The sequence below is a fragment of the Brevibacillus choshinensis genome, assembly GCF_001420695.1.
Lineage (GTDB): Bacteria > Bacillota > Bacilli > Brevibacillales > Brevibacillaceae > Brevibacillus > Brevibacillus choshinensis.
Genome location: NZ_LJJB01000010.1, coordinates 719,626 through 744,192 on the forward strand (window position 1 = coordinate 719,626; position 24,567 = coordinate 744,192).

General features: G+C 48.3%; 19 protein-coding genes. 2 read left to right on the forward strand and 17 right to left on the reverse strand.

Going from position 1 to position 24,567, the window contains the following annotated elements:
- Nucleotides 1-7: 7 nt before the first annotated feature.
- The 13 genes from AN963_RS13710 to AN963_RS13770 form a co-directional block, all read right to left on the reverse strand.
- A complete protein-coding gene (locus AN963_RS13710) occupies nucleotides 8-985 on the reverse strand; it encodes an ABC transporter permease (protein ID WP_330218838.1) in 978 nt (325 codons plus the stop codon).
- A gap of 11 nt (nucleotides 986-996) precedes the next feature.
- Complete coding sequence (locus AN963_RS13715; RefSeq protein WP_055745133.1) at nucleotides 997-1,923, reverse strand: ABC transporter permease; 927 nt, start codon at nucleotides 1,921-1,923, stop codon at nucleotides 997-999.
- 26 nt (nucleotides 1,924-1,949) lie between these two features.
- Nucleotides 1,950-3,254: a hypothetical protein gene (locus AN963_RS13720; RefSeq protein ID WP_055745134.1), complete on the reverse strand. Its 1,305-nt coding sequence runs from the start codon at nucleotides 3,252-3,254 to the stop codon at nucleotides 1,950-1,952.
- A 335-nt stretch (nucleotides 3,255-3,589) separates the two neighbouring features.
- The gene (locus tag AN963_RS13725) at nucleotides 3,590-4,672 is read right to left on the reverse strand and encodes a phage baseplate protein (RefSeq protein WP_055745135.1); all 1,083 of its coding nucleotides are present in this window, start codon (nucleotides 4,670-4,672) and stop codon (nucleotides 3,590-3,592) included.
- A 29-nt stretch (nucleotides 4,673-4,701) separates the two neighbouring features.
- Entirely contained in the window at nucleotides 4,702-6,372 is a 1,671-nt protein-coding gene (locus AN963_RS13730) for a ribulokinase (protein WP_055745136.1), read from the reverse strand.
- A 50-nt stretch (nucleotides 6,373-6,422) separates the two neighbouring features.
- A complete protein-coding gene (locus tag AN963_RS13735; protein ID WP_055745137.1) occupies nucleotides 6,423-7,184 on the reverse strand; it encodes a glycerophosphodiester phosphodiesterase family protein in 762 nt (253 codons plus the stop codon).
- An 18-nt stretch (nucleotides 7,185-7,202) separates the two neighbouring features.
- Nucleotides 7,203-8,516 carry an ABC transporter substrate-binding protein gene (locus tag AN963_RS13740; RefSeq protein WP_055745138.1) on the reverse strand — a complete coding sequence of 438 codons (1,314 nt, stop codon included), beginning with the start codon at nucleotides 8,514-8,516 and terminating at the stop codon, nucleotides 7,203-7,205.
- 21 nt (nucleotides 8,517-8,537) lie between these two features.
- Nucleotides 8,538-9,329: a carbohydrate ABC transporter permease gene (locus tag AN963_RS13745; RefSeq protein ID WP_055746295.1), complete on the reverse strand. Its 792-nt coding sequence runs from the start codon at nucleotides 9,327-9,329 to the stop codon at nucleotides 8,538-8,540.
- A gap of 129 nt (nucleotides 9,330-9,458) precedes the next feature.
- On the reverse strand, nucleotides 9,459-10,337 hold the full coding sequence (locus AN963_RS13750) for a carbohydrate ABC transporter permease (RefSeq protein WP_055745139.1): 879 nt from the start codon (nucleotides 10,335-10,337) through the stop codon (nucleotides 9,459-9,461).
- The gene (locus AN963_RS13755; RefSeq protein ID WP_055745140.1) at nucleotides 10,330-11,382 is read right to left on the reverse strand and encodes an ABC transporter ATP-binding protein; all 1,053 of its coding nucleotides are present in this window, start codon (nucleotides 11,380-11,382) and stop codon (nucleotides 10,330-10,332) included. The genes AN963_RS13750 and AN963_RS13755 overlap by 8 nt, the downstream gene beginning before the upstream one ends.
- A gap of 291 nt (nucleotides 11,383-11,673) precedes the next feature.
- The gene (locus tag AN963_RS13760; protein ID WP_236707982.1) at nucleotides 11,674-12,768 is read right to left on the reverse strand and encodes a zinc-binding dehydrogenase; all 1,095 of its coding nucleotides are present in this window, start codon (nucleotides 12,766-12,768) and stop codon (nucleotides 11,674-11,676) included.
- 76 nt (nucleotides 12,769-12,844) lie between these two features.
- A complete protein-coding gene (locus tag AN963_RS13765; RefSeq protein WP_055745142.1) occupies nucleotides 12,845-13,606 on the reverse strand; it encodes a DeoR/GlpR family DNA-binding transcription regulator in 762 nt (253 codons plus the stop codon).
- Nucleotides 13,607-13,970: 364 nt separating this feature from the next.
- A complete protein-coding gene (locus AN963_RS13770) occupies nucleotides 13,971-14,285 on the reverse strand; it encodes a metal-sulfur cluster assembly factor (RefSeq protein WP_055745143.1) in 315 nt (104 codons plus the stop codon).
- Between the two features lie 330 nt (nucleotides 14,286-14,615).
- Between AN963_RS13770 and AN963_RS13775 the strand changes: the two genes are divergently transcribed.
- A complete protein-coding gene (locus AN963_RS13775; RefSeq protein WP_055745144.1) occupies nucleotides 14,616-16,097 on the forward strand; it encodes an FTR1 family iron permease in 1,482 nt (493 codons plus the stop codon).
- 17 nt (nucleotides 16,098-16,114) lie between these two features.
- Complete coding sequence (locus AN963_RS13780) at nucleotides 16,115-16,540, forward strand: hypothetical protein (RefSeq protein WP_055745145.1); 426 nt, start codon at nucleotides 16,115-16,117, stop codon at nucleotides 16,538-16,540.
- A gap of 52 nt (nucleotides 16,541-16,592) precedes the next feature.
- Here the strand turns inward: AN963_RS13780 and glsA are convergent, their stop codons facing one another.
- The 4 genes from glsA to AN963_RS13800 form a co-directional block, all read right to left on the reverse strand.
- Entirely contained in the window at nucleotides 16,593-17,531 is a 939-nt protein-coding gene (glsA, locus tag AN963_RS13785; protein WP_055745146.1) for a glutaminase A, read from the reverse strand.
- Between the two features lie 30 nt (nucleotides 17,532-17,561).
- On the reverse strand, nucleotides 17,562-19,223 hold the full coding sequence (locus tag AN963_RS13790; protein WP_236707983.1) for an acetolactate synthase large subunit: 1,662 nt from the start codon (nucleotides 19,221-19,223) through the stop codon (nucleotides 17,562-17,564).
- A 19-nt stretch (nucleotides 19,224-19,242) separates the two neighbouring features.
- Nucleotides 19,243-20,667: an aldehyde dehydrogenase family protein gene (locus AN963_RS13795; RefSeq protein WP_055745148.1), complete on the reverse strand. Its 1,425-nt coding sequence runs from the start codon at nucleotides 20,665-20,667 to the stop codon at nucleotides 19,243-19,245.
- A gap of 243 nt (nucleotides 20,668-20,910) precedes the next feature.
- Nucleotides 20,911-24,261, reverse strand: coding sequence for a right-handed parallel beta-helix repeat-containing protein (locus AN963_RS13800; RefSeq protein WP_055745149.1), 3,351 nt, complete (start codon nucleotides 24,259-24,261; stop codon nucleotides 20,911-20,913).
- Nucleotides 24,262-24,567 lie beyond the last annotated feature (306 nt).

A 24,567-nucleotide genomic window follows, 5' to 3' on the forward strand; every position in this document is an offset into this window, starting at 1 on the left:
CCCGCCTTTATTTCTTTAACCTCGGATCCAAGGCATCCCGCAGTCCATCCCCGATGAAGTTCAGCGCAAACATCGTGACACTTATCGCGATAGCCGGGAACAGCATTTGATAGGGCTGGGTAAACAAGGTAGGGACCGCATCATTGACGAGAGTGCCCCAGCTCGCCATCGGTACCTGAATGCCAATTCCTAAAAAGCTGAGGAACGCCTCCGTGAAAATCGCCGAAGGAACCAGGAAAGTGACCGTCACGATAATCGGACCCATACTATTCGGGATGAGATGCTTAAACAAAATCCGCATGTTGGACGACCCTGTGGCTCTCGCCGCCAGCACGTACTCCTGGTGTTTGAGTGAAATGACCTGCGAACGTACCATTCGCGCGGTTCCGATCCAGTAGGTCAACGACATGGCGATCAATATGCTTTCGATCGTATTCCCCAAAAACATCATTAAAAGGATAATGTAGAGCAATTCTGGAACGCCGATCATGATATCGACTATACGCATCATCACCATGTCTACTTTGCCGCCGAAGTACCCGGATATTCCACCGTAAATGACGCCGATCACCAGATTGATGGCTGCTACCGCGACACCGATCGTCAAGCTGATCCTCGCCCCGTACATAGCGCGGACGAAAATATCGCGCCCGAATTTGTCTGTACCAAACCAGTGCTCTCCCGAAGGGCCCTGATTTTGGTTGGCGATGTCCTGTCCATCGTATGTGTACTGCGAAAATATCGGCCCCAGTATGGCGGCGATGGCAATGACCAAGATGATGAACAATCCGATCATCGCCAGTGGATCTTTGCGAAACCGGCTCCATGCATCCTGCCAATACGACTTGCTCGGTCGGGCTATCGCTTCACTCTGCCTCGTGGAATCCTCCAGCCTGACAAAGTCCTCATCAGGGAGATTCGCCCATGCCGGGTCCATGTCGGATAAAGAAACAGCCCCGTCGTTCCTTTTCGCTGCATAATTCATCCTGGCTTCACCTACTCTTCAATTTTTACCCGCCGGTCGATAATGGCGTAAAGAATGTCTACGATAAAGTTTGCTATGATGATGAACAGCCCGAGAAAGACGGTCAGCCCCAGGATGACGGAATAATCGCGATCGCTAATCCCCGTCACGAAATCCCTGCCGATGCCCGGAATGGAGAATACCCTCTCCACGATGAAGCTTCCGGTCAAGAGCGCAGCCACGAGAGGCCCCAAATAAGTAACGATCGGTATGATGGCATTTTTGAGTGCGTGCTTGAAAATGACACGATATTCGGGAACCCCTTTGGCTCTGGCCGTCAGGATGTAGTCCTGGCGCATCACTTCCAGCATGCTGGACCTCATGAGTCGGGCGATGTAGGCGATCGGGCCAAAAGCGAGGCCAATGACAGGAAGAATATAATGCTTCCAACTGGAGAGCCCGTATGTAGGCAGCAGCTTGAGAACGACAGCGAACAAAAACAGCATGAGAACGGTCATGACGAAGTTCGGAATGGAAATACCGATGGTGGCTACGATCATCGAAGCCCAATCCGCCCACTTCCCTCTTTTAATAGCAGAAGTGATGCCGAGCAGCATGCCGATAATGAGCGCGATGATGATGGCGATCAGCCCGACTTTTGCGGAGACGGGGAACCCTCGTGAGATCAGCTCATTAACCGTGACGTCCGATTGCTTGAAGGAGAAGCCGAGATCTCCTTGCAAAATACTTTTCAAGTAGTTCACGTACTGAACACTCAGCGGTTCATTCAAACCAAATTTTTCCTCCATCTTCTCCATGACGCTCTTGGGTACTTTCCTCTCCTCAGCTGGACTGAAAGGGCCGCCTGGTACAGCGTGCATCAGGAAAAAGGTGATAGTGACGAGGACAAACATCGTAAGAATACTCGCAAAGAAACGTTTGACGATATAACCAGCCATCTCGAACCGAACCTCCTTTTACGCGTTTACGAATTGTTCCTGACTTTTACTTCCTGAGCCAACCGTTGCAGATCAATTCGGTAAATGGGTCGCGGTCTGCCTCTTTGGCTCATTGATTCGCTGCCGATGGCTTCAGCAATTCCCTTTTCCTTCATTTTTTGAACCATTCGGGCTGCATTTCGCTCCCCCGTATTCATGCCGACACTGATTTCCCGCGTCGTCACTTCATTCTTTTGTATGAGCTGCAGCCATGAAAACAGCTTGCGCATGGAAGTGGAGACGAAATCCCCCCGTTGCTCGTCAATGAGGGAGTAATCCAGCGTATTTCGCGTCCCGAGCGGACCGAGCACTTTCATTTGATCATCGATGAGATACGCGCTGTTGCCTGAATTACGAATAGCAAAGTCGACGGCTCGGTTGGCGTTGTACAAAGCTCGTTCTACCGTTTCCCCCATCCCGATGCCCAGGTTGATCGTTCCCAGCTCCCCGCTCCCATTTTTCAGGATCGGAAAGCTCTTGAAGTCCTTGGTCACTTTCTCCACGATCCCACGAGTGGTGTACAGCGTGTACTCGCCAGGGTCTGCACTTGTCGTGGAGGCGAACAATCGCTTGCTGAAATCGGTAATTTTCTTTTGAAATCGCTCGAGGGTACCTTTCTCTTTTTCCCGACCCTGCTTACCATCCACCGCTGGTTCAATCTTGAATTGCAGAACCGTCACTTGCGCCAGCTGTTTCTTTTGCTCCTTCACCATCCACAGTGCCTTGTCGATCGTATCGCGGATGAGCTGCTTCGTGCTCTTAATGAAGAAGACAGGAAGGTGATTGGCCTTCAGCCGCTGGTAGACGGAATGAATGCTGGTCGCGACGACCTGGGCTTTTCCCTCTTGCCACAAAGCCATATGATGCTCGTACAGCTCCTCAGAGTTTTGGAAGCCGTCCATGTTCTTGTAGTACCAGTTGGCATTAGGTGCTTCGATTTCATCAAAGGCTTCATGCAAATTCTTTACTGGCACACCATCAAAGCTAATGATGGGAAAGAAATGATAATGGCGATAAATTTGCAAAATTACTTTGTACAGCTCGGCTCCGTCAAAAGGAATGAACACGGAGCACGCGTGAGTGGGGATCAGGTCTTGTGTGATCAGAAACGGTACGTCTCCGCTGAAAAAGTAAACGTCGAATACCTCCATGGTTTCTTGGAACAAATCTCGCACATGTTTCTCCGAATCGTAGATGAGCTTGGTCGGTTCGATATACGGAAATTCCTCCAATACTTCACAGATGTCATCAACTAAAAGCTTGGGTCCAATGACTGCGAATGACAAATGCAACAAATCACCTTCTACTTGTCTTTAATTAGTCTGTTATTCGTAAAAAACTAGAGAAAAGGTAAAAAAACCCAGTAAATAAGACTAAATTTCCAATCAAACACATTAAAATTGTTCTCTAATATGTCTGTAATTCAACTTAAATTAATGTTATGCACAAAACTCTAAATTGTCAATCTATAATAAATATTCTGTATAAAATTGCGTCAGCTTTTCTTACATGACATATCCACGTCCGAAATAACTATCTCTCTTCTATATATAAAAAGCCGTCCTCCCTCCGAAAATGATCAGGATAAGAGAACGGCCATACAGCTTAGCGCCCTGCTTGCAATTGATTATTCCTTGTTTTTGATCGCCTGTTCTGGCAGTAACCGATCGATGGAAAACACGTTCGCCAATCGCAACGGAGTAAAGCTGGAGGCAAAGCCGAAGCAGAGCTCCGCTTTTTGTGGGTGCTTAGGATCAGGAATGCGAACCGCCATCCCCTCTGGCTCACGGAAGCTCATGTCATCTCCCGCTGTAATCAGTTGTTTGTCTACCACTTCACCTGTGTTCAGGTTGACTGCCGTGATGTACGTGCTGCCCGTCGGTTCCACAGAGCCACTTGTTCCGTAAGCGCTACCTTCCAGCAAGTACAAGTAGCCGCCATAAGATGCAAACCCTTGAAAAGTCCCTACACTAGGCTGTGGCACATCCGCAATCGGAGTATATTGCTTGCGCTTTACCTTATCCAGCTCGAATACACCGAAGTGAAAAGCACCGTCCTGGCGATAACGCATCGTCAGCAGTCCGTTTGCCTGATCGATATTCACGGTGGTTCGATCCACGCCCTCGATCAGTTGATGCTTTTCCAGTTCATCGGAGTCAGGTGTCAAAATCTTTCCGTTTTCAAAAGGAAATCTCGCGAGCTGTGTTCCCCACCCGCTGCTGCCTTCGGTGACGGAATCGGTCTCTATCCATAAATAGGTCGTATCCCCTACTGCTTCTACACCCATTTGGACGCCATGACCGAATCCTTTCAAGAACATGTAGCCCAGCTTATTTCCTTCCAGATCCAGCTGAGTTAACGTCATGTCCCCGTTTTTATCGCGCTGCGCTCCTGTGACGGGGCCGTTTTCTCCCGGTAGCTGCTGACCTCCTGCCATCAATTGCAGCACGTACATTTTCTTGTTCACGTCATCGACGGCAAAGGATTGCATGACCGTCCCATTGTGCAATTCTGTATTCCGAACCAGCTGCGTCGCGGGCTCGGAAAGATCAAACACTTTGGACTTTAACGGCGATTTTTCCGCATGTACGTTTGGTACCGCAGACACAAGTAAACCTACAACCGCCAGACCCGTCACAAGCTTTGCTACTCGATTTCTATGGACCAGTGTGTGTAATAGCTGCTTGCTCTTCTCGGTAAAGAGATTCATCCTACTACCTCCTGATTTTCATTCCGTGGTTACTCGTTCTGCTTTTGCTTGATTCGCTTGAGCTCTTTCATGACGAGTCCTCCGCGCCCGAACACATCATGCAGCCGGATGTACTGGCGATAGAGGTCATCGTAAACAGCTTTGTGTTCGGGTATGGGACGGAAGATTTCCTCTCTTACCCTCGCCATACGGACAGCGGCAGTTGCGAGATCCGGGTAGCCGCCACGCTCAGGGCCTGCTGCTACTGCGCCATGGATCGCTGCGCCGAGGGCCGACGTTTCCGTTGTAGCGGCTATTTTGATTTCTCGTCCTGTCACATCCGCGTAAATTTGCATAAACAAGCGATTCCGCTGGGGCAAGCCACCGCAGGCAAAGATCTCCTCTACTTGAACCCCCGCTTCCTCAAACGCCTCCATAATCTTGCGTGTACCAAAGGCAGTAGATTCTAAAAGAGCACGGTAAATCTCCGCTGGCTTGGTCGCGAGCGTCAGGCCGATGATAAGACCGGACAAATCCGTATCCTCTAGCACGGAACGATTGCCGTTCCACCAGTCCAATGCCAAGAGTCCGTGTTGGCCCTGTCTGAGCTCGGCAGCTCGACGTTCCAGCCAAGAGTGGACACTTATGCCCACCTGTGAAGCAGACTCCTGCACGTAACTGGGGACGGCTTGCTCACAATACCAGCCAAACAGATCACCGACAGCCGGTTGTCCCGCCTCATACCCATACAAGCCGGTAATCATGCCGTCTTCCACGACACCGCTCACGCCCTCCACCGTCACTTCTTTATGGCTGAGGACAAGATGGCAGAGAGACGTACCCATCGCCATGACCATTTGACCGGAACGAACAGCACCACTACCCGGGACACCTGCATGCGCGTCGATAATCGCTACCGCTACAGCCGTTCCCGAACACAATCCCATCATCTCAGCAGCCTCTACAGTCAGTTCACCTGCTCGGGTGCCCAATGGAAGGATATCGCCTGCTAGCTTCGTTTCGGTCAAATCCACCAGTCTTTCATCCAGCTGCTTGAAAAAATGAGAGGACGGATAGCCATCCTGCTTGTGCCAAAAAGCCTTGTAGCCCGCACTGCAGTTGCTTCTCACTAGCTTCCCCGTCAGTTGCTGTACGATCCAGTCTCCTGCTTCCACAAAGCGATGGGCTGCTCGGTAAATGTCAGGAGCTTCATTCAGCACTTGCCAAACTTTCGCCACCATCCACTCCGAGGAGCTTTTCCCGCCATATCGCTCCATGAACGTCTCGCCACTGGCTTTTGCCCATTCGTTGATTCGATCCGCCTCCTTTTGCGCAGCGTGATGCTTCCACAGCTTGACGTACGCATGTGGATCGTCACTATAACGTGTCTGTACGCACAAAGGCTGACCCTCAACATCCACCGGCAATATCGTGCACGAAGTAAAATCCACTCCGATCCCGATGACTTGCGATGGACTCACACCGGATATACGAAGGACTTCGGGGACAGAGCTCCTCAATACTTCCAGATAATCATCCGGGTGCTGCAGCGCCCAGTCATGACCAAGCGCTTTTCCCGATCCCGGCAGTCTCTCCACGATCGTCCCATGTCGGTACGGCGTCGAGTGAATGGCGAGCTCGCCCCCTAGCTCCACATCCGCGATCACAACTCTGCCTGACTCCGTACCAAAATCAATCCCTATGACATATCGTTTCTCCATGGGCTTTTCCTCTCCTCAAGCATTCGCTAGTGTGAGAAGACGATGTCTCTCTATTGATTCATTCGCTCTCGTATTTGCATGGCAGGAAGCGGATTGTTCACCGTCATCAGCGAAGAACCGCATCCCAGCGCGTAATAGACTTGCTGCTCGTCGTCTGGGGAATAGCACCAGGGGAGTATTCCCCGCTCTCGATATTCCTGTACGAGCTGCGGAGTCAAAAGCTTCATGCTGATGCCGACCGCCCACATTTTGGACAAAGTCCCGTCTGGTCCGTCTACATAGTTGAACATCAGCTCTCCGGGAAAGCCTTGTGTTTTACAATGGTACCTATCATGTAGATGAGCAATGACTTCTGCATCAAAGCTAGTGAACACACAGTTCGATAGAATCCCGCGCTCCCGGAGGATGGAGACCGCGGTATCCGCGACCTCCTTGGCATCCGGGCTCGGCTTGATTTCCACATTTAGCAGGACATGCGGGTAAGCGGCCAGCAGCTCGCACAGCTCTACTAAAGTAGGAATCTTGAGTCCCTCGTACACCTTCCCGAACCATCCGCCGGCATCGAGTTGTTTCAGCTCTTCCATCGTGTAGTCGCTCACTTTTCCTGATCCATCAGTCGTCCGGTCTACGGTTTCATCGTGAATGACCATGATGACCCGGTCTTTGGAGAAGCGCAGATCAAACTCCAGCATGTCGGCTCCCAGCTCCATGGCCCGTTGAAAGGCGAGCAGTGTATTCTCGGGATAAGCGGACTTCCAGCCTCTGTGTGCAGATACGATGATCGTTTGCTGATTCTGCAGTTTTTCGATCATGGTGATGCTCCTCCTCCATTACTCACTGAGTAGACGATCGGCTTCTTTCTTGAACGTATCAAGTGTTGGTTCGATTTTTTGATTGTCGTACATGATCGCCTGAATCGCCTTGAAGAACTCTTGCATGATCTGCGGCCAAGCTACGTCCTTATTCGTATCTACAGCGTATTGCAGCTGGTCATAAGCGACCTTGCGATTTGGATCCTTTGCCCAAAGTTCTTTGATTGGCTCGGATTCTACCATCTTTTTCGTGAACGGCAAGTAACCGGAATCCAGAATAAACTGCTGGCCACCCTTTGGATCTGTATTCACCCAATTGATAAACTCCCAAGCTGCGTCCTTTTTGCTAGAGTCAGTCAGCATCGCGATGTTGGCTCCACCAGTCGGCGTCGCAAAAGCAGCATCTTTTGGCAGGAAGGCGGTCACGTAATCAAATTTGGCGTTGCTCTTCACGGTTCCCATCACACCTGTGGACTGGAACATAATGCCGATCTTTTCACTGGTAAACATCTGGTTGACGATATTGCCAGAGTCCTGTGCAGGCGGGTAGTACAGGGCGCCTGTGCTCTGCAAGTCTTTCAAGTATTGGAACGCTTTTACCCCTTCACCCTTATCAAAGCCGATCGAAGTGCCTTCGTCATTGAAAAACTTTCCTCCGGCTTGGCTGATCATGGCGATGGGATACCACGTATCGTAAGGCATGCTGAGACCGTAACGTTTGACTTCCCCGTTTTCTTTTACGACGAGCGCTTCGGATACTTTCTTCAGTTCATCCCAAGTCGTAGGGATTGCCAGACCTTTTTCATCCAGCATCGTCTTGTTGATGTGCATGATCGGCGTCGAACGATTGAGTGGCAGCGACACTAGCTTGTCATGAAATACCGAGTGTCCCATCAGACCTTCTGGAAAATCATCCTTGCTCGTATTGGACTTTGCCATGAATGGAGTCAAGTCTTCCAAGACCTCTGCTTCGGCAAACATCTGCACGTACGCGCGCTCCAGCATGGTAATGTCTGGGGCTGTCTTGGCCGCAATCGACTGCTGCAGCTTGGTGACCGTCTCGTCGTAGCTGCCTTGGAACGTCCCGACTACTTCGATATTTTCATGCGCATCATTAAAACGCTTGATCATGGCACTGATGTATTCACCGTTTTTACCGCCCAAGGAATGCCAGAATTGCACAGTAGTCTTGCCTGCCGGGCTCGATGCAGCAGGGGGCTGGTTGGAGGGCGCAGGCGAGGAGGCTTGCGGATCGCTTCCCGAACATCCTGCGAGTACTCCGGAAACCACGGTTGTCGCCGCCAGTACGATAGCTGATAACTTTTTGTTCATAGAAATTCCTCCATTCATCTTTTATTTGATGCCGGAATAAACGAATGCCTTGACGATTTGTCTGGAAGCAAACAGGTACACGATCAGGATCGGAACGACCAGAACCACGTTGCCCGCCATGATGATGTGCCAGTTGCTGATACCCTCTGTCTCACGCAGCATGGCAATTCCCATGGTAAGCGGACGGACTGCCTCTGAATCTGTCATAACCAGTGGCCAGAAATAGTCATTCCAGTGACTGACGAAGCTGAACAGTGCGACAGTGGAGATCGCAGGCATGGACATCGGAATCATGATCTTCCAAATAATCTTGAATTCGCTCGCATTATCCAATCTGGCTGACTCGATAATCTCCTGAGGGATCTGCATGAAATACTGCCTGAGGAGGAAGATGCCAAATGCATTGGACATAAAAGGAAGGATTTGGGGCCAAAGCGATTTGATCATGCCTGCATCCGCCAACATCAGATAAACAGGGATAAAAGTGACCTGTCCCGGAATCATGAAGGCGAGCAAGACCATGCCAAACAGAATTTTGTTCCCGAAAAACCTGTATTGCGCGAATGCGTAGGCGGCTGGGATCATGACCGCCAGCTGCAGCACGATAATCGAGGTCGTGACGATCACGGAGTTTTTAAAATAGGTCAGGAATGGTCCGGAGCTCATGGCTTCCACAAAGTTGCTCCATTGCGGTGAAGAAGGGACCCAGGTAGGCGGGAACGTCATCGTCTCCTCGAATGTCTGGAGCGAGGTAGAGATCATCCATAGAAACGGAAAGATAAACCCCATCAGGACGACGGCCTTCCAGAACATGCTCCATGTCTTTTGGACAGGACCGGTTCCTGGTTCAGGACCGGCTCCCGGCTGCTTCTTGCCAGCTTGTTTTTCTCGTAGCGACAGCACCGGCATGGCACCTCCTTTTCGAAGTCGTATCGTGGGAGATTATTGGTAGTGAACCTTTTTGGACAGCAAACGGAAGTAGATGAAGGTCAGCACCGTAATAATTGCCATCAAAACTACTCCAGTGGCGGACGCATAGCCGATGCTGTTCGTTCTGAATTCATAGATGTAGTAAACGAGCGTGGTCGTGGAGCCATTTGGTCCCCCGCCCGTCATGATTTTGACAGTATCGAACACTTTAAACGAACCAATGGTCATGATCACCAGAATGAAAAATAGCTGGGGTGAAATCATCGGCAGCGTAATTTTGTAGAACACTTTGAATTTGCTGGCATTATCAAGCGCAGCAGCCTCATAGATCGTCTGCGGGATGTTTTTCAAGGCGGCTACGATGAGCAACGAGTAGTAACCGACGTTTTGCCATACCGAGACGATGATGACGGATAAAAGCGAGGTACTGGAGCTTTGCAGCCATGGTAGAGCTGGTAGTCCAATCGCTTTCAGCGCAAAATTGAGCAGCCCGTAATTGGGTTCCATCAGCCACATCCACACCAGCGCAATCGATACGATCGAGATGATATGCGGGGTAAAAATACCAGCTTGCACAATCGCGTTGAAACGGGTATTTTGGTTCAACCATAAGGCGATGACGAGTGACAGCACCATCGTTACCGCGACCACTCCGACCGTGTATAAAACGGTTGTGGTCAAAGCGTTGTAGAAATCGCCGCGGGAGAAGATTTCCGTGTAGTTATCGGCCCCGATGAACTTGCTTTTGTCCTTGTTCAACAAGTTGTACTTGAACATACTCAGCTTGATTAAATAAAGAATGGGGTATACGACAAATAGGAGGATGCCGATCATGGCTGGCAGGACCAAGGCATACGGGCGGACCTTTTGCCAGACTCTCGTCTTATTCATGCTGCTGTCCTCGCAGTGCCATCAAATATGCACCATGGCGAACGTCATCCTGCGCGATGCGATGCTCGTCTTGCCCAAAAAAGAAGAGTTTGGAAGCATCGACACTGAGATAGACCTCTTGATCGACGGTGAAGCGGTCTTCCGTGCATTTGATCATAAACGAGTGCTGCTTCGTCTTTACCTGATAGATCGTTTCGGAACCGAGCATCTCCCTCGTCACGATCAGACCGCGGACGGAAAAATGGGAATCCTGGCGTTCAGACGTCAATACACCACTCTCTGGTCGGAAGCCGAACTTCACCTCGTCTCCCCCCAAGTCTCCCACGTTCATTGGAGGAACCCCGATAAACTGCGCCGCAAACAGATTGTTCGGTTGGCGGTAGATGACTTCAGGAGCAGCCTCCTGTTGAATGCGTCCCTGATTCATCAAGACAATCGTGTCTGCCATCGACATCGCTTCCACCTGATCATGCGTCACATAGACAAAGGTGGTACCCAGCTTTTTATGTAGCTCTATCAGTTCGATGCGCATTTGTGCGCGAAGCTTGGCGTCCAGATTGGATAAAGGTTCATCCATGAGAAAGACGGACGGCTTTTTAACCATCGCGCGGGCGAGTGCTACCCTCTGTCTCTGTCCACCCGAGAGCATCGACGGCCTGCGATTCAGGTACGGACTTAATCCGACTGTCTCGCTGATGGTTTCTACCAAACGGTTTCTTTCCTCTTTTCCCACCTTGTTGTTCTTCAAGCCAAATTCAATGTTCTCTCGTACGGTCATTGTGGGGTACAGGGCGTAGTTTTGAAACACCATGGCTACCCCTCTCTGCCCTGGAGCAATGTCTGTGACATCCTCTCCACCGATGAGCACCGAGCCAGCGGTCTGGCGATCCAGCCCTGCGATCATCCGCAGCAGTGTCGTTTTCCCACAACCCGAAGGCCCAACCAACACGGTAAACTTTCCATCCTCAATCTTCAGGTTCAAATCTTTGATGATGACATTTTTCTCAAACGCTTGCGTAACATTAACAAACTCAATAGATGCCAATCGTACTCCTCCCCGTCCTGCACTCCCCGCATTCTCTCGTCTTGTGGGAGAAGCAGTTTTGCTCGATAATGTTCATTTGTGTTCGTTTTTATTATAAAAGGGCTTTTTACTGAAAATATTAAGCACATTTTAAGAAATCGTAAACTTGCATGATGACGCTTACATTTTTGTCTTTTTCTAGCGACATGGAAAGGAGGAGCTTTTTGTGACATCGCCCTCTCCTCCTCTATGTCGTTTTTTACTCGTCAAATCTGCTCTGTGCTATAATCCTTGGTAAGACTTGCACTGTGTTTACCAGTGAAAGTCGAGGTAGGTTTTTTTCCAGTCTCTGTGTGCCAAGGCAGATTCCATTGCGCCAACAAAGTCTTCTGCCTTGGCCACCACTGTGTAGGACTCAGGGATTAAATGCCTCAAGGTATCCTGACAATCCTTTTGCTCCATGACCCGTAATACTTCCTCAAAGTCCGGAATCGAACTGCGGCTGCTACCGCAGATGGTAAGTCCCTTCTCCAGCACGTCACGTGTATTGATCGGAACCAAATCCTCGCTGACACCCATCGCGATGAGATGTCCCCCTGCATTCAACAGGCTAATCCCTTGATTGATCGCACTCTCGCTGAATTTTCCTCCCGTGCATTCCACGACGATATCCACTTTGTCTCCTGTTTGAAAATCGTAATGCTGCACCATTTCCGTACGGGCAAACGTGATTTGATCCAGCTTCTCCCGGATCGCTCCGAATACAGTCAACCGATCTGTTCCAATCCCAAAAGCGTGATGGAGCATGGCTGCCGTCAAATACCCGACTGGTCCGTCGCCAAAGACAGCAATCTTTGCCCGACTCAGCAAGTCGTTCACTGGCCTTAGCGCTCGATAGGAAACACTGCACAGCTCGGTCAACACGGCGATTTCATCAGGGATGGACTCCGGAATTGGGATGGCACATTCTTCTGGAATGACCAATCTACTCTGTGCGATTCCATCCGTGCCACTCCCTAAAAACTGGCTGTGCGAGCAGTAATTATCCGCAATTTCCCCCCTACACGCCGGACAGCAGAGCGCAGGCTCCACATCCTGAAGCAAAAAGCCCGCCACATAAGGAACAATCACAACCTTCTGACTATGCGGAAGAATCGTGGACTCCCCTCCTACAATCGTGCCGATCCCTTCGTGCAAGAGAGCCATCGGCAGTTTCTTCGCCAGTACTTCTGGCTTTCTGGTCCCTCCAAAATAACGAAGGTCAGCGTGACAAATGCTGGCGAGAGTCGGTTCAACTACGACATACCCCTCGGGAACACTGCGATGGATATCCTGCTCCAAAACCACGTGGGGCTCCGTCAAGCGCAGCGTTCGCGAATGTACTGTTTCTGTTGTTGTGGTGCCCACCAACAGAACACCTCCATCTGAAGTTTCTATGATTATGAATTCCGGGCCTATGAGAGCACCCAGAGAGATTCACCTGCTAGACCGTGATAACATTGACACCCGTATCCTGAAAGGGCTTAATGTCGTATTCCGGCACTTCTCTACCTGTAATCAATGTGTGAATCGAGCTGTTTGGGGCTACCTTGTATAAGGAAAGCTTGCCGATCTTCGTATCATCAGCCACGACGATGACCTCTTGAGCTGCGGCGATCATGCCCTGTTTTGCCAGCACCAGCTGCGCCTCTGGATGCATCAAACCATGCTTGGGATGGATAGCGGGTGTGCCGATAAACGCCTTGGACACATGCAGAGAACGGAGCACGTGATCCGTAAACATTCCGTTAAGCATAAAACTCGATGGGTAGAGCTCTCCACCCGTTACCGTGACCTTTACGCCTGGAGCATCCCGCAGCTCGGCCGCTACGTTGATATCATTCGTAACAACCGTGAGATTGGAGCGGTTCACCAAATTTTTCGCGATATGCAGCGTAGTCGTCCCTGAATCGATGATGATGTGGTCGCCGTCCTCGACCAGACTCGCAGCCATTTTGCCGATGCGCATCTTCTGTTCGAGCTGGACATTAGTCCGTTCATTGAAAGACGGCTCGTTATGCGTCAATTTTTCTACGATCACTCCGCCATGTGTCCTTTTGAGCAAGCCTTCCTGCTCTACTTCTGCCAGATCTCTCCGAATTGTCGCTTCGTGGACACCAAATTCCTTGGCGAGCACGGAAACCGACGCCGTCCGGTACTGCCTCACATATTCAACGATCCGTAATTTTCTTTCTGCCGCCAGCATAACCCTCATCCTTTTCCCGTGTATAAAGTTCGTTTCCAGTCTATTTGCGCACTCTGCTCGATTTGTTCATTTTTGCTCATTATTGCACTTTTAGATTACCTTGCCACAATTCTCCTTGTCAATATCGAACTTTTCGCCTCGAAGTCAGATTAGGCCTATCGTACCAACTGTTTTCAAAGTCTTTGTGAAGTTATGATTAAGATTTGTTTGCTCGACTAGTAAGCAAAAACGCGCAAATCAAAAATTGACCATGGCTTCCCCTGTGCGAACGGGTTACAAAGATGGAAGAAAAGGCAACGGCAGCCCAGGACTTTTCCTTCACCCTGACCTACCGATGCCTTTTTTCGATCTGTCTATGTAGCGATCACACAAGACTCCGGCGTGATCTTATCTCTTCTCTAGCGCGGTCATTCATTCTCGCTGGACTCCATTTCGGCTCCCAGACAAGAGAGACATTGACCTCATGAATCCCGGAAATGGCGGCCGTCGCCTCTTTCACATTCTTGACAATCTCATCGGCTAGGGGACACTCAGGAATGGTCAGCGTCATTTCAATATCAGCTCGTCCTTTATCGTCCACCTTGACCTCATAGACTAGTCCCAGATCCACAATATTGACTCCTACTTCCGGATCTATTACTTCCTCCAAAGCTGACCATATGGCATCCTCCGTCTTCAAGCAGAGCACCTCTTTCCCACTATTTTCTTCCCATTAACATACCCCATTGCGCTCCTGTTTTATGTAAAAACGAGCACATCCCACGATTCGATGATCGAGGAACGTACTCGTTTTTCATTGCCCAACAGACAATTACTTGTTCGTGATCGCCCTTGTAAGAAAACGGCTTATTACACTCCATAGCGAAATGAAGGTTGCCAGCTCTACTGCTGGCACCCTAACTTCGTTCTAAAAATGATATTGACAAGAATACGTTCATACACTAACATTCCATTGTAATCATATTTGATAATGATTATCAATATTAGCGTTTGCTTATTAGGGGGACCTATGCTGAAACGAATTCACTTGATACTCCTGGTTTTACTGCTGTCTTTATCATTCGTTACCCCAATGTCAGTCTGGGCAAAAAGTCAAGCGGCTCAAGATATGAGCAATGCAGAAGCCTTTGTTGCCCAAGCGATTCAGGAAGCTGAGTTAGGAAAGCTAGCAGAGGCGAAGCTGTCCTATCAGAAGTTTAATGAGACGTGGCGTGAGATCGAGGATGGCGTAAAAGAAGAATCAGGCAAGGCCTACAAAGACATCGAATCTCATATGGGCAAAGTCGTGTACGCTTTTTCCAGAGAGAAAAAAGATGAAGTAGTAAAAGCTTTGGAAGGCTTGAGAGATGTTAATGAGAAGTTCATCCGCGGCGAATTTCCGAAGGGTGAACAATTCAAGCAGGAAAATATCTCTCTAAGCGATTTTATCGGGTACCTAGAAGGGACAAAAGAGAAAGCAGAAACCGGGGCTAGGCAAGAGGCGCTCGCAGGAATTGCCAAGGTGACGGAGTCTTGGCTCAGTGTCGAAGGAATAGTTGTTGCACAATCTGCACAGGTGTACAGTGATTCTGAGAGAGACATGGTAACCATTAATGCCATGCTGGCTTCAGAGCCACCTGATTATCAAGGCGCCATTCAACTTTTGGACCAAATGATTCAGTACTTAACCCCATTGGCGGCGAAGTCAGGCTATACGATCTGGGATGCAGCGATGATTATTATTCGTGAAGGCTTGGAGGCCTTATTGGTTGTCACCGCGTTACTCGCTTTTGTGAAAAAGTCAGACCAGTCTAAAGGAAAGGGCTGGATTTGGACTGGCGTTACCGTTGGCCTGGCAGTGAGTGTTTTGCTAGCTGTCATGATTAAGTCAGTATTTTCATCAGGCGCCTTTGGGAACAATAACGCATTGATTGCTGGTTGGACCGGTGTCATCGCATCTGTCATGCTGTTGTATGTGAGCTACTGGCTGCACAGTCATTCTCATATCGCGGAATGGCAAAAGTTTATTCAGGCAAAAAGCCAGACGGCGCTAAATACAGGAAAGCTGATCTCACTAGGTGTGATATCTTTCCTCGCTGTTTTCCGCGAAGGGACAGAAACGGTTTTATTCTTCATCGGAATGGTCAACCAGATCAGTTTGCAAGATCTGATGATCGGCATGTTGATTGGTCTAGGATTGTTATGTGTAGTAGCTTATCTGATGATATTTATTGGATTGAAGCTGCCTATTCGGCCATTTTTTATGATCTCTAGCATCATCGTCTTTTATCTATGCATCAAGTTTACAGGAATGGGCATTCACAGCTTGCAATTAGCTGGCGTAATTCCGTCCTCAACTGCTCCTGGCATTCCAAGCATCGACATTTTTGCGCTTTATCCATCTCTGGAAAGTACCATTCCTCAGGTGACTCTCATCGTTGCAGCAGCGGCAGTCGTTCTGTGGAAAAAAATCAATAGCAACAAATCACAATCAAAGTATCTTTCTAAATGAAAATTGGAGGAACTAACATGAATTCTACTCGCACTTTTCTCGCTCTGGCACTTGCAGGAATCATTAGTTTAACTGGCTGCGCATCCGCCACTACACAATCTCCCAATGCAGCTTCCGCACCTGCTCCTGCAGCAGAAGAAAAAGCTTCAGAAATCAAAGCTGGTACTGCAAAAATGCTTGAAATGACAGCTGAATTGAAAAAAGCCATTGAAGCAGGAGACGAGTCAAACGTAAAAGCGCTTGGCCCAAAACTGGAAGAAGCGTGGGCGCCATTTGAAGATAAAGTAAAAGAGAAATACGCTGATCTCTATAAAAAAGTGGAAGATGCGCTTGATCCAACGATCGCTGGAACAGAGGCAAGTCCGCTGGATAAAGCCGCTGTCGGCAAGTTTAACGACCAATTAACCCAAGCGCTGACAGAACTCGCTGAAAAAGAAAAGTAAAAAGGAAGACGAAAGAGCAACGGATGATCCGTTGCTCTTCCTATTTTGGGGATTATCCTTCCGAAAAAACATGCAATCCATATTCCTTGGACAAATCCTCCAATATCCGCATTCCTGCTACACTGTTACCTTTGTCATCGATCGCGGGGCCAATGACTCCGATCCCCATTTTGTTCGGCACCACGGCCAGAATTCCGCCGCTTACGCCGCTTTTGGCAGGAATGCCGACATGTATGGCAAATTCACCGGAAGCATTATACATACCGGATGTCATCATGATCGTTAACAGAATCTGTACGATGCATGGATCAACCAGCGGGGAATCTTTCCCCTCTATTCGGCCCCAATTGGCGAGGAACAACCCGATTTTTGCCAAGTCACTGCAGCGTACCTGGATGGAACAAAGTTGAAAATACAGATCAAGCGCTTCTTCCACATCGGTTTCAATAATACCGGTGCTCTTCATGAAATAAGCGAGTGAGCGGTTTCGGTCTCCAGTCGCCTTTTCTGAACGGTACACCTGTTCATTCAGCGAAATGTGAGTGTTTGCGGTCATCAGATGAAGCAGTTCACACACGCGCTGGAAACGCTCTTCTACATGGTTGCCGGCAATCATGGAGGCAATGGCAATCGCGCCGGCGTTTATCATAGGGTTTAAAGGCTTGTGATGGTCCATGGTTTCCAATTTTATGATCGAGTTGAAAGGGTCTCCGCTCGGTTCCATGCCTACCTTTGCAAATACTTTCTTCGGTCCATGATCCAATAAAGCGACCAGCAGGCTGATTACTTTCGAGATGCTTTGCAGCGTAAAGGTCGTACCGCAATCCCCTACTGAAGCGATGCCATCGTTCTTCGTCGCGACAGTAAATCCGAGGGCGGCCGGATTGGCATGGCCTAACTCCGGAATATAATCTGCGACTTTCCCGTCCGCTGTGTACTTGCGGTTGTCATCCAAGATGCGCTGTAGCGTTTTTTTGTCTGCTTGTATCATGCGCTGCTTTTTCCCCTTCGGCCGGTATCTCTACTGCCGGCAAACCAGTTTGCCCAGATGTTGGCTCAGCTTTAGATTCTCCTCGGAATCTACGGGTATTTCAACGAGCACAATCTCATTCATGCTAAGCGCTTTTTTCAATGCAGCTTCCAGTTCGGTGACATGGCTGACACGCATGCCAGTGATGCCAAAGCTTTCGGCAAAACGGACAAAATCAGGATTTTCAAATTCTACCCCATAGCTTGCGTCGAAACGATTTTTCAACTTCCAATCAATTAATCCATACTTGGAGTCATTGAGCAGAAGGATGGTGAATGCTATACCCAAACGTTTCGCGGTTTCTATTTCTACTCCATTCATTAAGAATCCGCCGTCTCCTGTAATGCAAATGACTGGATCATCGGGACAAGCTATTTTTGCACCGATCGCTCCTGGAACGGCGATCCCCATGGATGCAAAACCATTGGAGATGACGACGCGATTCGGGAGCTTGGGTTGGTAATTACGCGCGATCCAAAGTTTATGGGCACCCACATCGGATATCACAATCGTGTTGTCATTTGCGTTTTTGGAAACTTCATCCAGAATAGTCATCAGTTTGATCCTGACGCCCCCATCTTCCAAATGAATGGAAGCCTCTTCATTGATCTGCGCCAGTTCCTGCTTTAGTTTTTGATGAAGTTCTCCGCCAGGCATCCACGCCTTCGCGCCTTTGTGATGTTCCGTCAGATACCCCAATGCGGCCTGGATATCCCCAACTAATTCCGCCACGACTGGATAATGCTCATCCACCTCAGCTGGTAGCGTATCCATATGAATGATTGGCGTGAGATTATTTTCGTTCCAGTAGATAGGCAGGTATTCCACAAAATCGTAGCCGATCGCAATGATCAGATCCGCTTCATGAATCCCGCACAATACATAATCCTTCATTTGCAGTCCTACCGTATACATGTTCAAGGGATGATCGGGAGGCAATACTCCTTTTGCCATGAACGTATGGGCGACTGGTGCCTTCAGCGACTCAGCAAATGCTTGCAATTCTTTGGAAGCCTGCTGCCTTATCACACCGTTCCCGGCAATAATGAACGGTTTTTTGCTAGCAGCTATCAATTCCAAGGCTTTTTCCATGCTATCCGCAGAGGGTACGGTTCGCGGCAGCTCTGTTTTAGGAAGCGTCTTCTTGTCGATATCATCTGCTGCCATATCTTCAGGAAGCTCGATATGAACTGCTCCAGGCTTCTCCATTTCCGCCAGTTTAAAAGCTTTCCGGACGATTTCCGGGATCGTCTCAGGCCGCTTTACCTGGATCGACCATTTTGTCACAGGTTTGAACATGGCCACGACATCAATATATTGGTGCGATTCTTTATGCATCCGTTCCAAACCGGCTTGTCCCGTAATCGCGACCACAGGGGCATGATCCAGATTGGCGTCACCTATGCCTGTAAGCAAATTGGTTGCCCCCGGTCCCAAAGTGGCGAGGCAAACTCCTGCCTTCCCGGTTAACCTTCCGTAAACGTCAGCCATGAAGGCCGCCCCTTGCTCATGCCTGACAGCCACAAATTGAATTTGGTCAGAAGAAGCTAACGAATGAACAAAATCGATATTTTCTTCCCCTGGAATTCCAAATATGTACTGTACCCCTTCATTTTCCAAACACTCGACCATCAAATCCGTCGCTTTCATCATTTCACCCCCAAGAATGAATTTAGCGCCAATGGAAACTCACAAACTTTTCCTCCATCATATCCATCATTGCAAACTTGACGCCTTCTCTGCCTGTCCCACTGTCTTTGATTCCGCCATACGGCATGTGATCCAAGCGAAAGGTAGGGATATCATTAATCAGTACTCCACCCGTTTCGATCTCATGGATACACGTAAACGCTCGATTGATGTCGCGGGTATACACTCCAGCATTCAGTCCGTACCGGGAATCATTGACCAATTGGATTGCCTCTTCTAATCTTTCAAATGGCATTACGCTAACGATCGGACCGAACACTTCTTCCTGGATGACCTTGGCTTGATGGGGGACGTCAGTCAATATAGCGGGTATCATGATTGGCCCCTCCACGGTTCCTCCGTACTCCACCTTTGCACCTAGCCCTACCGCCTCCGAAATCCAAGTGGCCAAACGATCCAATGAATCCTTGTTGATCACCGCAGTAATATCCGTATTTTCATCGAAAGGAGAACCGATTACCAACTGCTTTGTACGGGTAACCATTTTTTTCAGGAACGTTTCATACAAGGAGCGATGCACATAAATACGTTGGATGGAAATGCATACTTGGCCGTTATACGAAAACGCCCCCTCTACGACTCGATCCATAATGGCGTCTGCATCCATTCCTTCATCGACGATCAAGGCAGAGTTGGATCCCAGTTCTAATGTTACTTTACGAAATTCAGCAAGCTTGCGGATCTCCTTGCCCACTCTGGGACTCCCGGTAAACGTAATGTTCTTTACGTACGGGTGTGTGTTCAGGACTGGCCCCAATTCTGGCCCCAACCCAGGAATGATATTGAGTACGCCATCCGGCAATCCCGCCTCTTGAAAAAGCTCTGCAAGAAATAGAGAACTGAGCGGTGTCTTCTCTGCCGGTTTCAATACGATGGAATTGCCTGCAGCGATCGCTGGTCCCACTTTGTGCGCGACCAAATTAAAGGGAAAATTGAACGGAGTAATCGCCGAAACCACGCCCATAGGCACTCTCATCGTGAAACCGACTCGATTTTCCCCACCCACAGCCGCATCCATAGGAATCCGCTCACCGTATATCCGTTTGGCTTCTTCGGCAGCAAATTGGTACGTCTGGATGGTACGTATGATTTCTGTGCGAGCGGATTTCATCGGCTTTGCCGCCTCCGAGGCAATAATCCGTGCGGCTTCTTCTTTTCTTTGCTCCAAAAGCTGAACGGCGTTCGATAGAATCTGGGATCTCTCATGGGCGGGCATGTGTTTGAATTCTTGAAAGGCGGAATGTGCCCCTTCAATGGCTATTTTTGCATCTTCTACTGTGGCTTGGGCGATATGGGCGATGACCGCTCCATTAGAGGGAGAGTGTAACGGTTCATACTGTTTACCCTCCACCCACTTTCCATTGATCCACAGATGCCATTTATCCATAAAGCAGTCTCTCCCTTCGAATCCGTCGGCCTGACATATACTGTCGAGTGAAACAGTCGGCATTAGTGTTTCATCTGGCTCCGTTTTTATGTAGCACTTTTCCAATAAAAATAGCTGTCATATGGTCGGTCCGTTGCTCGACCAACCAATGACAGCTATTTTTATATTTTGTATCAGTCCCAGGCAAATCTCTGTTCCTTCCACGGATCTCCGTGGCTATCCCAAAGCAACCGCTCCAGTCTACTAAGTCCTCCCACAAATACCCGCAGGATTACTGGTTCTGCAACGATTTTCAACAAGGTTGTTACTCAGATCATTAATGTCAAAGGGGGTATTGTTTTTTAGCCTGTTTCGAATGATAGCGTGATTGCTTCCGTGCAGTTCTATTCCGTTCTCTTCGTTTTCATTCAGCGTGTTCTCCTGGATGACAGTAAAGTCTGTACTCCCACCGAGAAAGATTCCGCTTCTTTTATTCTCGGTGATCACGTTTTTCGCGATCACGTCCATGCCATCTCCGAAAGTAGCAATCCCGCTGCCTTGATTGTTTCGAATCTCGTTCTGCAGGATGTAATTACGGTCGCTTAGGCCATTCGTTTGTATACCATTACCGCCTGCTTCCTCTATTTTGTTTTGCCAGAGTAAGTTCATGCTGGTAAGAAGTATTCCATTTCCCCCAACGTTCTTGATATGGTTGCGAATCAAACTGTTCGCTACACCAAAATTCATCAGGATACCATCTTTTACATAGTTTCGGATCGTAAATCCTTTAATCTCAACTCCTGTAGCGGCCAGAACAAATGCATTGGAGAGCGTACCCTCCCCATCAAGGACAGCATTGTCACCTTTCGCGATGATGCGAATAAAGTTTGTGCTCACTTCAACCGCTTCATGGAATACCCCATCTGCCACCAGGATGACATCCCCAGGTTGGGCAATATTGACTGCCCGTTGAATCGTAGGCTGATCGGAGGGAACTCGAATGACCCGAATGATTTTTTGGCGGCAAATTCTTGACGGGTCGCTGGTCTTGCATTTGTTATTGACGAAGTGGTTACCGGTGCCGTTATCATCGATGTCTACACGTCTATTCTTTTTGAACCTGTTCTGAATGATAGCGTTATTATTTCCGTTTATTTCAATCCCATCTTCGTCATTCTTTTTTATCTTATTCTCTTCGATGAGGTTGAGCGTGCTGTCAGCGCTGATCAAGATTCCACTTCCGGCATTCTTCTCGATATAATTATCCGCAATCACGTTATCGAAAGAATCGATTCCTTCAATAGAGATTCCCTCTTGCTTGTTCTTCCGCACATGATTATCGATGATATAGTTTTCCTGTCCAAAATCCCGGATTCCATCCGCCCCGGATTCTTCCACTATGCTTCTCCAAACCAGGCTGCCCGTTGAGTTCAAAAGCTCGATCCCGTTTCCCCTGACCTCTTTTATACGGTTATTGATAAAGCTGTTAAAAGAACCGCTTACAGCGAGAATGCCGTCATTGCAGTAGTTTTTTATCTTGAATCCTTTAATCTCTACACCCGAAATTTCAGTAAATTGCGAGGCTGGAAAAAGGAAGAATCCATTCGCCCGTTTTCCCTTACCATCAAGGACAGCATCGTCACCTTCCGCGATGATACGAATAAAACTTGTAGCCACTTCAACTGCTTCATGGTACACCCCATCTGCCACCAGGATGACATCGCCCTCTTGGGCAGCATTGACTGCCTTTTGGATGGTAGGCTGATCGTCGGGGACTTTAATGACCGCTACTACTTTTTCAGCACAGATGCCCGTAGGATTACTGGCCTTGCATCTGTTGTTGACAAAGTGGTTGTTGCTATCGACGATGTCAAAGGGTTTATTATTCTCTACCTTGTTTCGAATCAGAGAGGTGTTTCCGATGTTAAACTCGATTCCATTTCCTTTGTTTTCGGTAACGTTATTTTCCTCGACGATACTCAAGGGGCTTTTGTTGATAAAGATACCTCTTCCTTTGTTCCCTCGAACATTGTTATTCGCTATGAGACTGCCACTTATTCCTCTTAGTAACAGAGTGAATTCAAGAATAATCCCGTTGCTATCATTGCACTGCACATCGTTATTAAGAATACTTGTCGCAGCACTGGCAAAAGCACGTATGCCGTTACCCCCTGCATCCTTTACCGTGTTTTTCCAAAGGAAATGGTCAACTGTAAAATTGAGATCAATACCACTTTTACGAACGTCTGTTATGTGATTCTCAAGAATATTGATGTCAGTGTTGCTATCGTCAACGCGGATACCGTTGCCGCTTTTTTGTATGTGATTTTGCCAAATGAGGTTACCTCCTGATACACTTGTATTCACAACCTCAATTCCATTCCCCCCCACATTCTTGATCTTATTGTTGATGAAACTGTTGCCAGCACCAAATCGAACGAAAATTCCGTCATTTACATAGTTTTTGATTGTAAAACCTTTAATCTCCACTCCCGAAACAAGATCGAAGAAAGGAACAAACGTAAGGAAGAACGCATTGGAACGGATCCCCTTTCCGTCAAGGACGGCATCGTTTCCTTCCGCGATGATACGGATAAAAGGTGTGAATACTTCAACCGCTTCATGGTAAACCCCATCCGCGACAAGGATCACATCACCCCTTTGCGCAACATCAACCGCCACTTGAATAGAAGGTTGATCGCTTGGAACTCGAATGACTCCGATTACTTTCTCCGAGCAAATGCTGGCGGGGACGCTGGTCTTGCATTGGTTGTTCACAAAGTGGTTGTTTGTTCCATGATCAACGATGTCAACGATCGCATTACGCTCTACTCTGTTCCGAATAAAAGCATTATTGTTTCCGTTTATTTCGATCCCGTTTTGATTGTTTTCTTCGATCACGTTTTCCTCGATGATGGTTACCTCGCTGGTTGCCTCAACGAATATTCCATTTCCCTCATTCTTCTTAACATGATTTGCCGTAATGACGCCACTAAAAGAATCAAGTGATATCCCGTTTCCTCTGTTGTTTTGTATTTGATTCTTGACGATATAGTTATTGGAACTAAAGGAGAGTTGAAGTCCGTTTCCACCAACTCCCTCTATGTGGTTTTCCAAAACTAATAAACCGGTTGTATTAACGGCCTCAATTCCATGAGTGCCAACGTTTCGTATCTGATTCTCGATAAGAAAGGAAGATTGACGGAAAATCAAGATACCGCTCCCGCTAACGTTTTCTATTGTGTTTTGCCAGGCAAAGAGCGCAAGGCCCTCTTGAAGCTCAATACCATTGGCACCGATGTTCCTAATGCTGTTACGAATCAATCTGCACTCCGAGTTCTCTAATAAAACGCCGACATTACCATAGTTCTCGATTGTAAATCCCTTGATCTCGATTCCCAGGGAAAATTGGAGTGTAAATGCATTCGACCGAACACCCTCTCCATCAAGCACGACATTGTCACCATCTGCTATCAGACGGATATCGAATTTTTCAACTACAGCTACTTCTTCGCGATAAATGCCGTCTGCGACAAGAATGACGTCCCCACCTCGTGAAACATTCACGGCGTCTTGAATCGTAGCCTGATCGCTCGGGACTTTGATGACCGTCATTTTTCCACCTTCTATTTACATATTTATCTAACAATCATCCATTTCCAGGAGGAATTTTTTTGTCCCCGCAGATACCAATGTATGTAAATCAACAAGAGTTGGAGAAGAACACTTGTCTATGTATTAAAAAATAGACGATTGGTGGTCCGGTCACTTAGCCGTAAATGTCTAAATGGGTATTATATGCTCGCTTCTTAAAGAGCTAACATACAATACCCATTTTCTTAATCCCCTTATGATGAAACTGTCAGGTCATCAGTCCCACGCAAACCGCTGCTCTTTCAACGAATCGTCTTGGCTACCCTG

Bases quoted from the DNA above. Each gene is read 5' to 3' on its own strand.
- AN963_RS13710 (WP_330218838.1), bottom strand. From the start codon at position 985: ATGAATTATGCAGCGAAAAGGAACGACGGGGCTGTTTCTTTATCCGAC.
- AN963_RS13715 (WP_055745133.1), bottom strand. From the start codon at position 1,923: ATGGCTGGTTATATCGTCAAACGTTTCTTTGCGAGTATTCTTACGATG.
- AN963_RS13725 (WP_055745135.1), bottom strand. From the start codon at position 4,672: ATGAATCTCTTTACCGAGAAGAGCAAGCAGCTATTACACACACTGGTC.
- AN963_RS13730 (WP_055745136.1), bottom strand. From the start codon at position 6,372: ATGGAGAAACGATATGTCATAGGGATTGATTTTGGTACGGAGTCAGGC.
- AN963_RS13735 (WP_055745137.1), bottom strand. From the start codon at position 7,184: ATGATCGAAAAACTGCAGAATCAGCAAACGATCATCGTATCTGCACAC.
- AN963_RS13740 (WP_055745138.1), bottom strand. From the start codon at position 8,516: ATGAACAAAAAGTTATCAGCTATCGTACTGGCGGCGACAACCGTGGTT.
- AN963_RS13745 (WP_055746295.1), bottom strand. From the start codon at position 9,329: ATGTTCTGGAAGGCCGTCGTCCTGATGGGGTTTATCTTTCCGTTTCTA.
- AN963_RS13750 (WP_055745139.1), bottom strand. From the start codon at position 10,337: ATGAATAAGACGAGAGTCTGGCAAAAGGTCCGCCCGTATGCCTTGGTC.
- AN963_RS13765 (WP_055745142.1), bottom strand. From the start codon at position 13,606: ATGCTGGCGGCAGAAAGAAAATTACGGATCGTTGAATATGTGAGGCAG.
- AN963_RS13775 (WP_055745144.1), top strand. From the start codon at position 14,616: ATGCTGAAACGAATTCACTTGATACTCCTGGTTTTACTGCTGTCTTTA.
- AN963_RS13780 (WP_055745145.1), top strand. From the start codon at position 16,115: ATGAATTCTACTCGCACTTTTCTCGCTCTGGCACTTGCAGGAATCATT.
- glsA (WP_055745146.1), bottom strand. From the start codon at position 17,531: ATGATACAAGCAGACAAAAAAACGCTACAGCGCATCTTGGATGACAAC.
- AN963_RS13790 (WP_236707983.1), bottom strand. From the start codon at position 19,223: ATGATGAAAGCGACGGATTTGATGGTCGAGTGTTTGGAAAATGAAGGG.
- AN963_RS13795 (WP_055745148.1), bottom strand. From the start codon at position 20,667: ATGGATAAATGGCATCTGTGGATCAATGGAAAGTGGGTGGAGGGTAAA.
- AN963_RS13800 (WP_055745149.1), bottom strand. From the start codon at position 24,261: ATGACGGTCATCAAAGTCCCGAGCGATCAGGCTACGATTCAAGACGCC.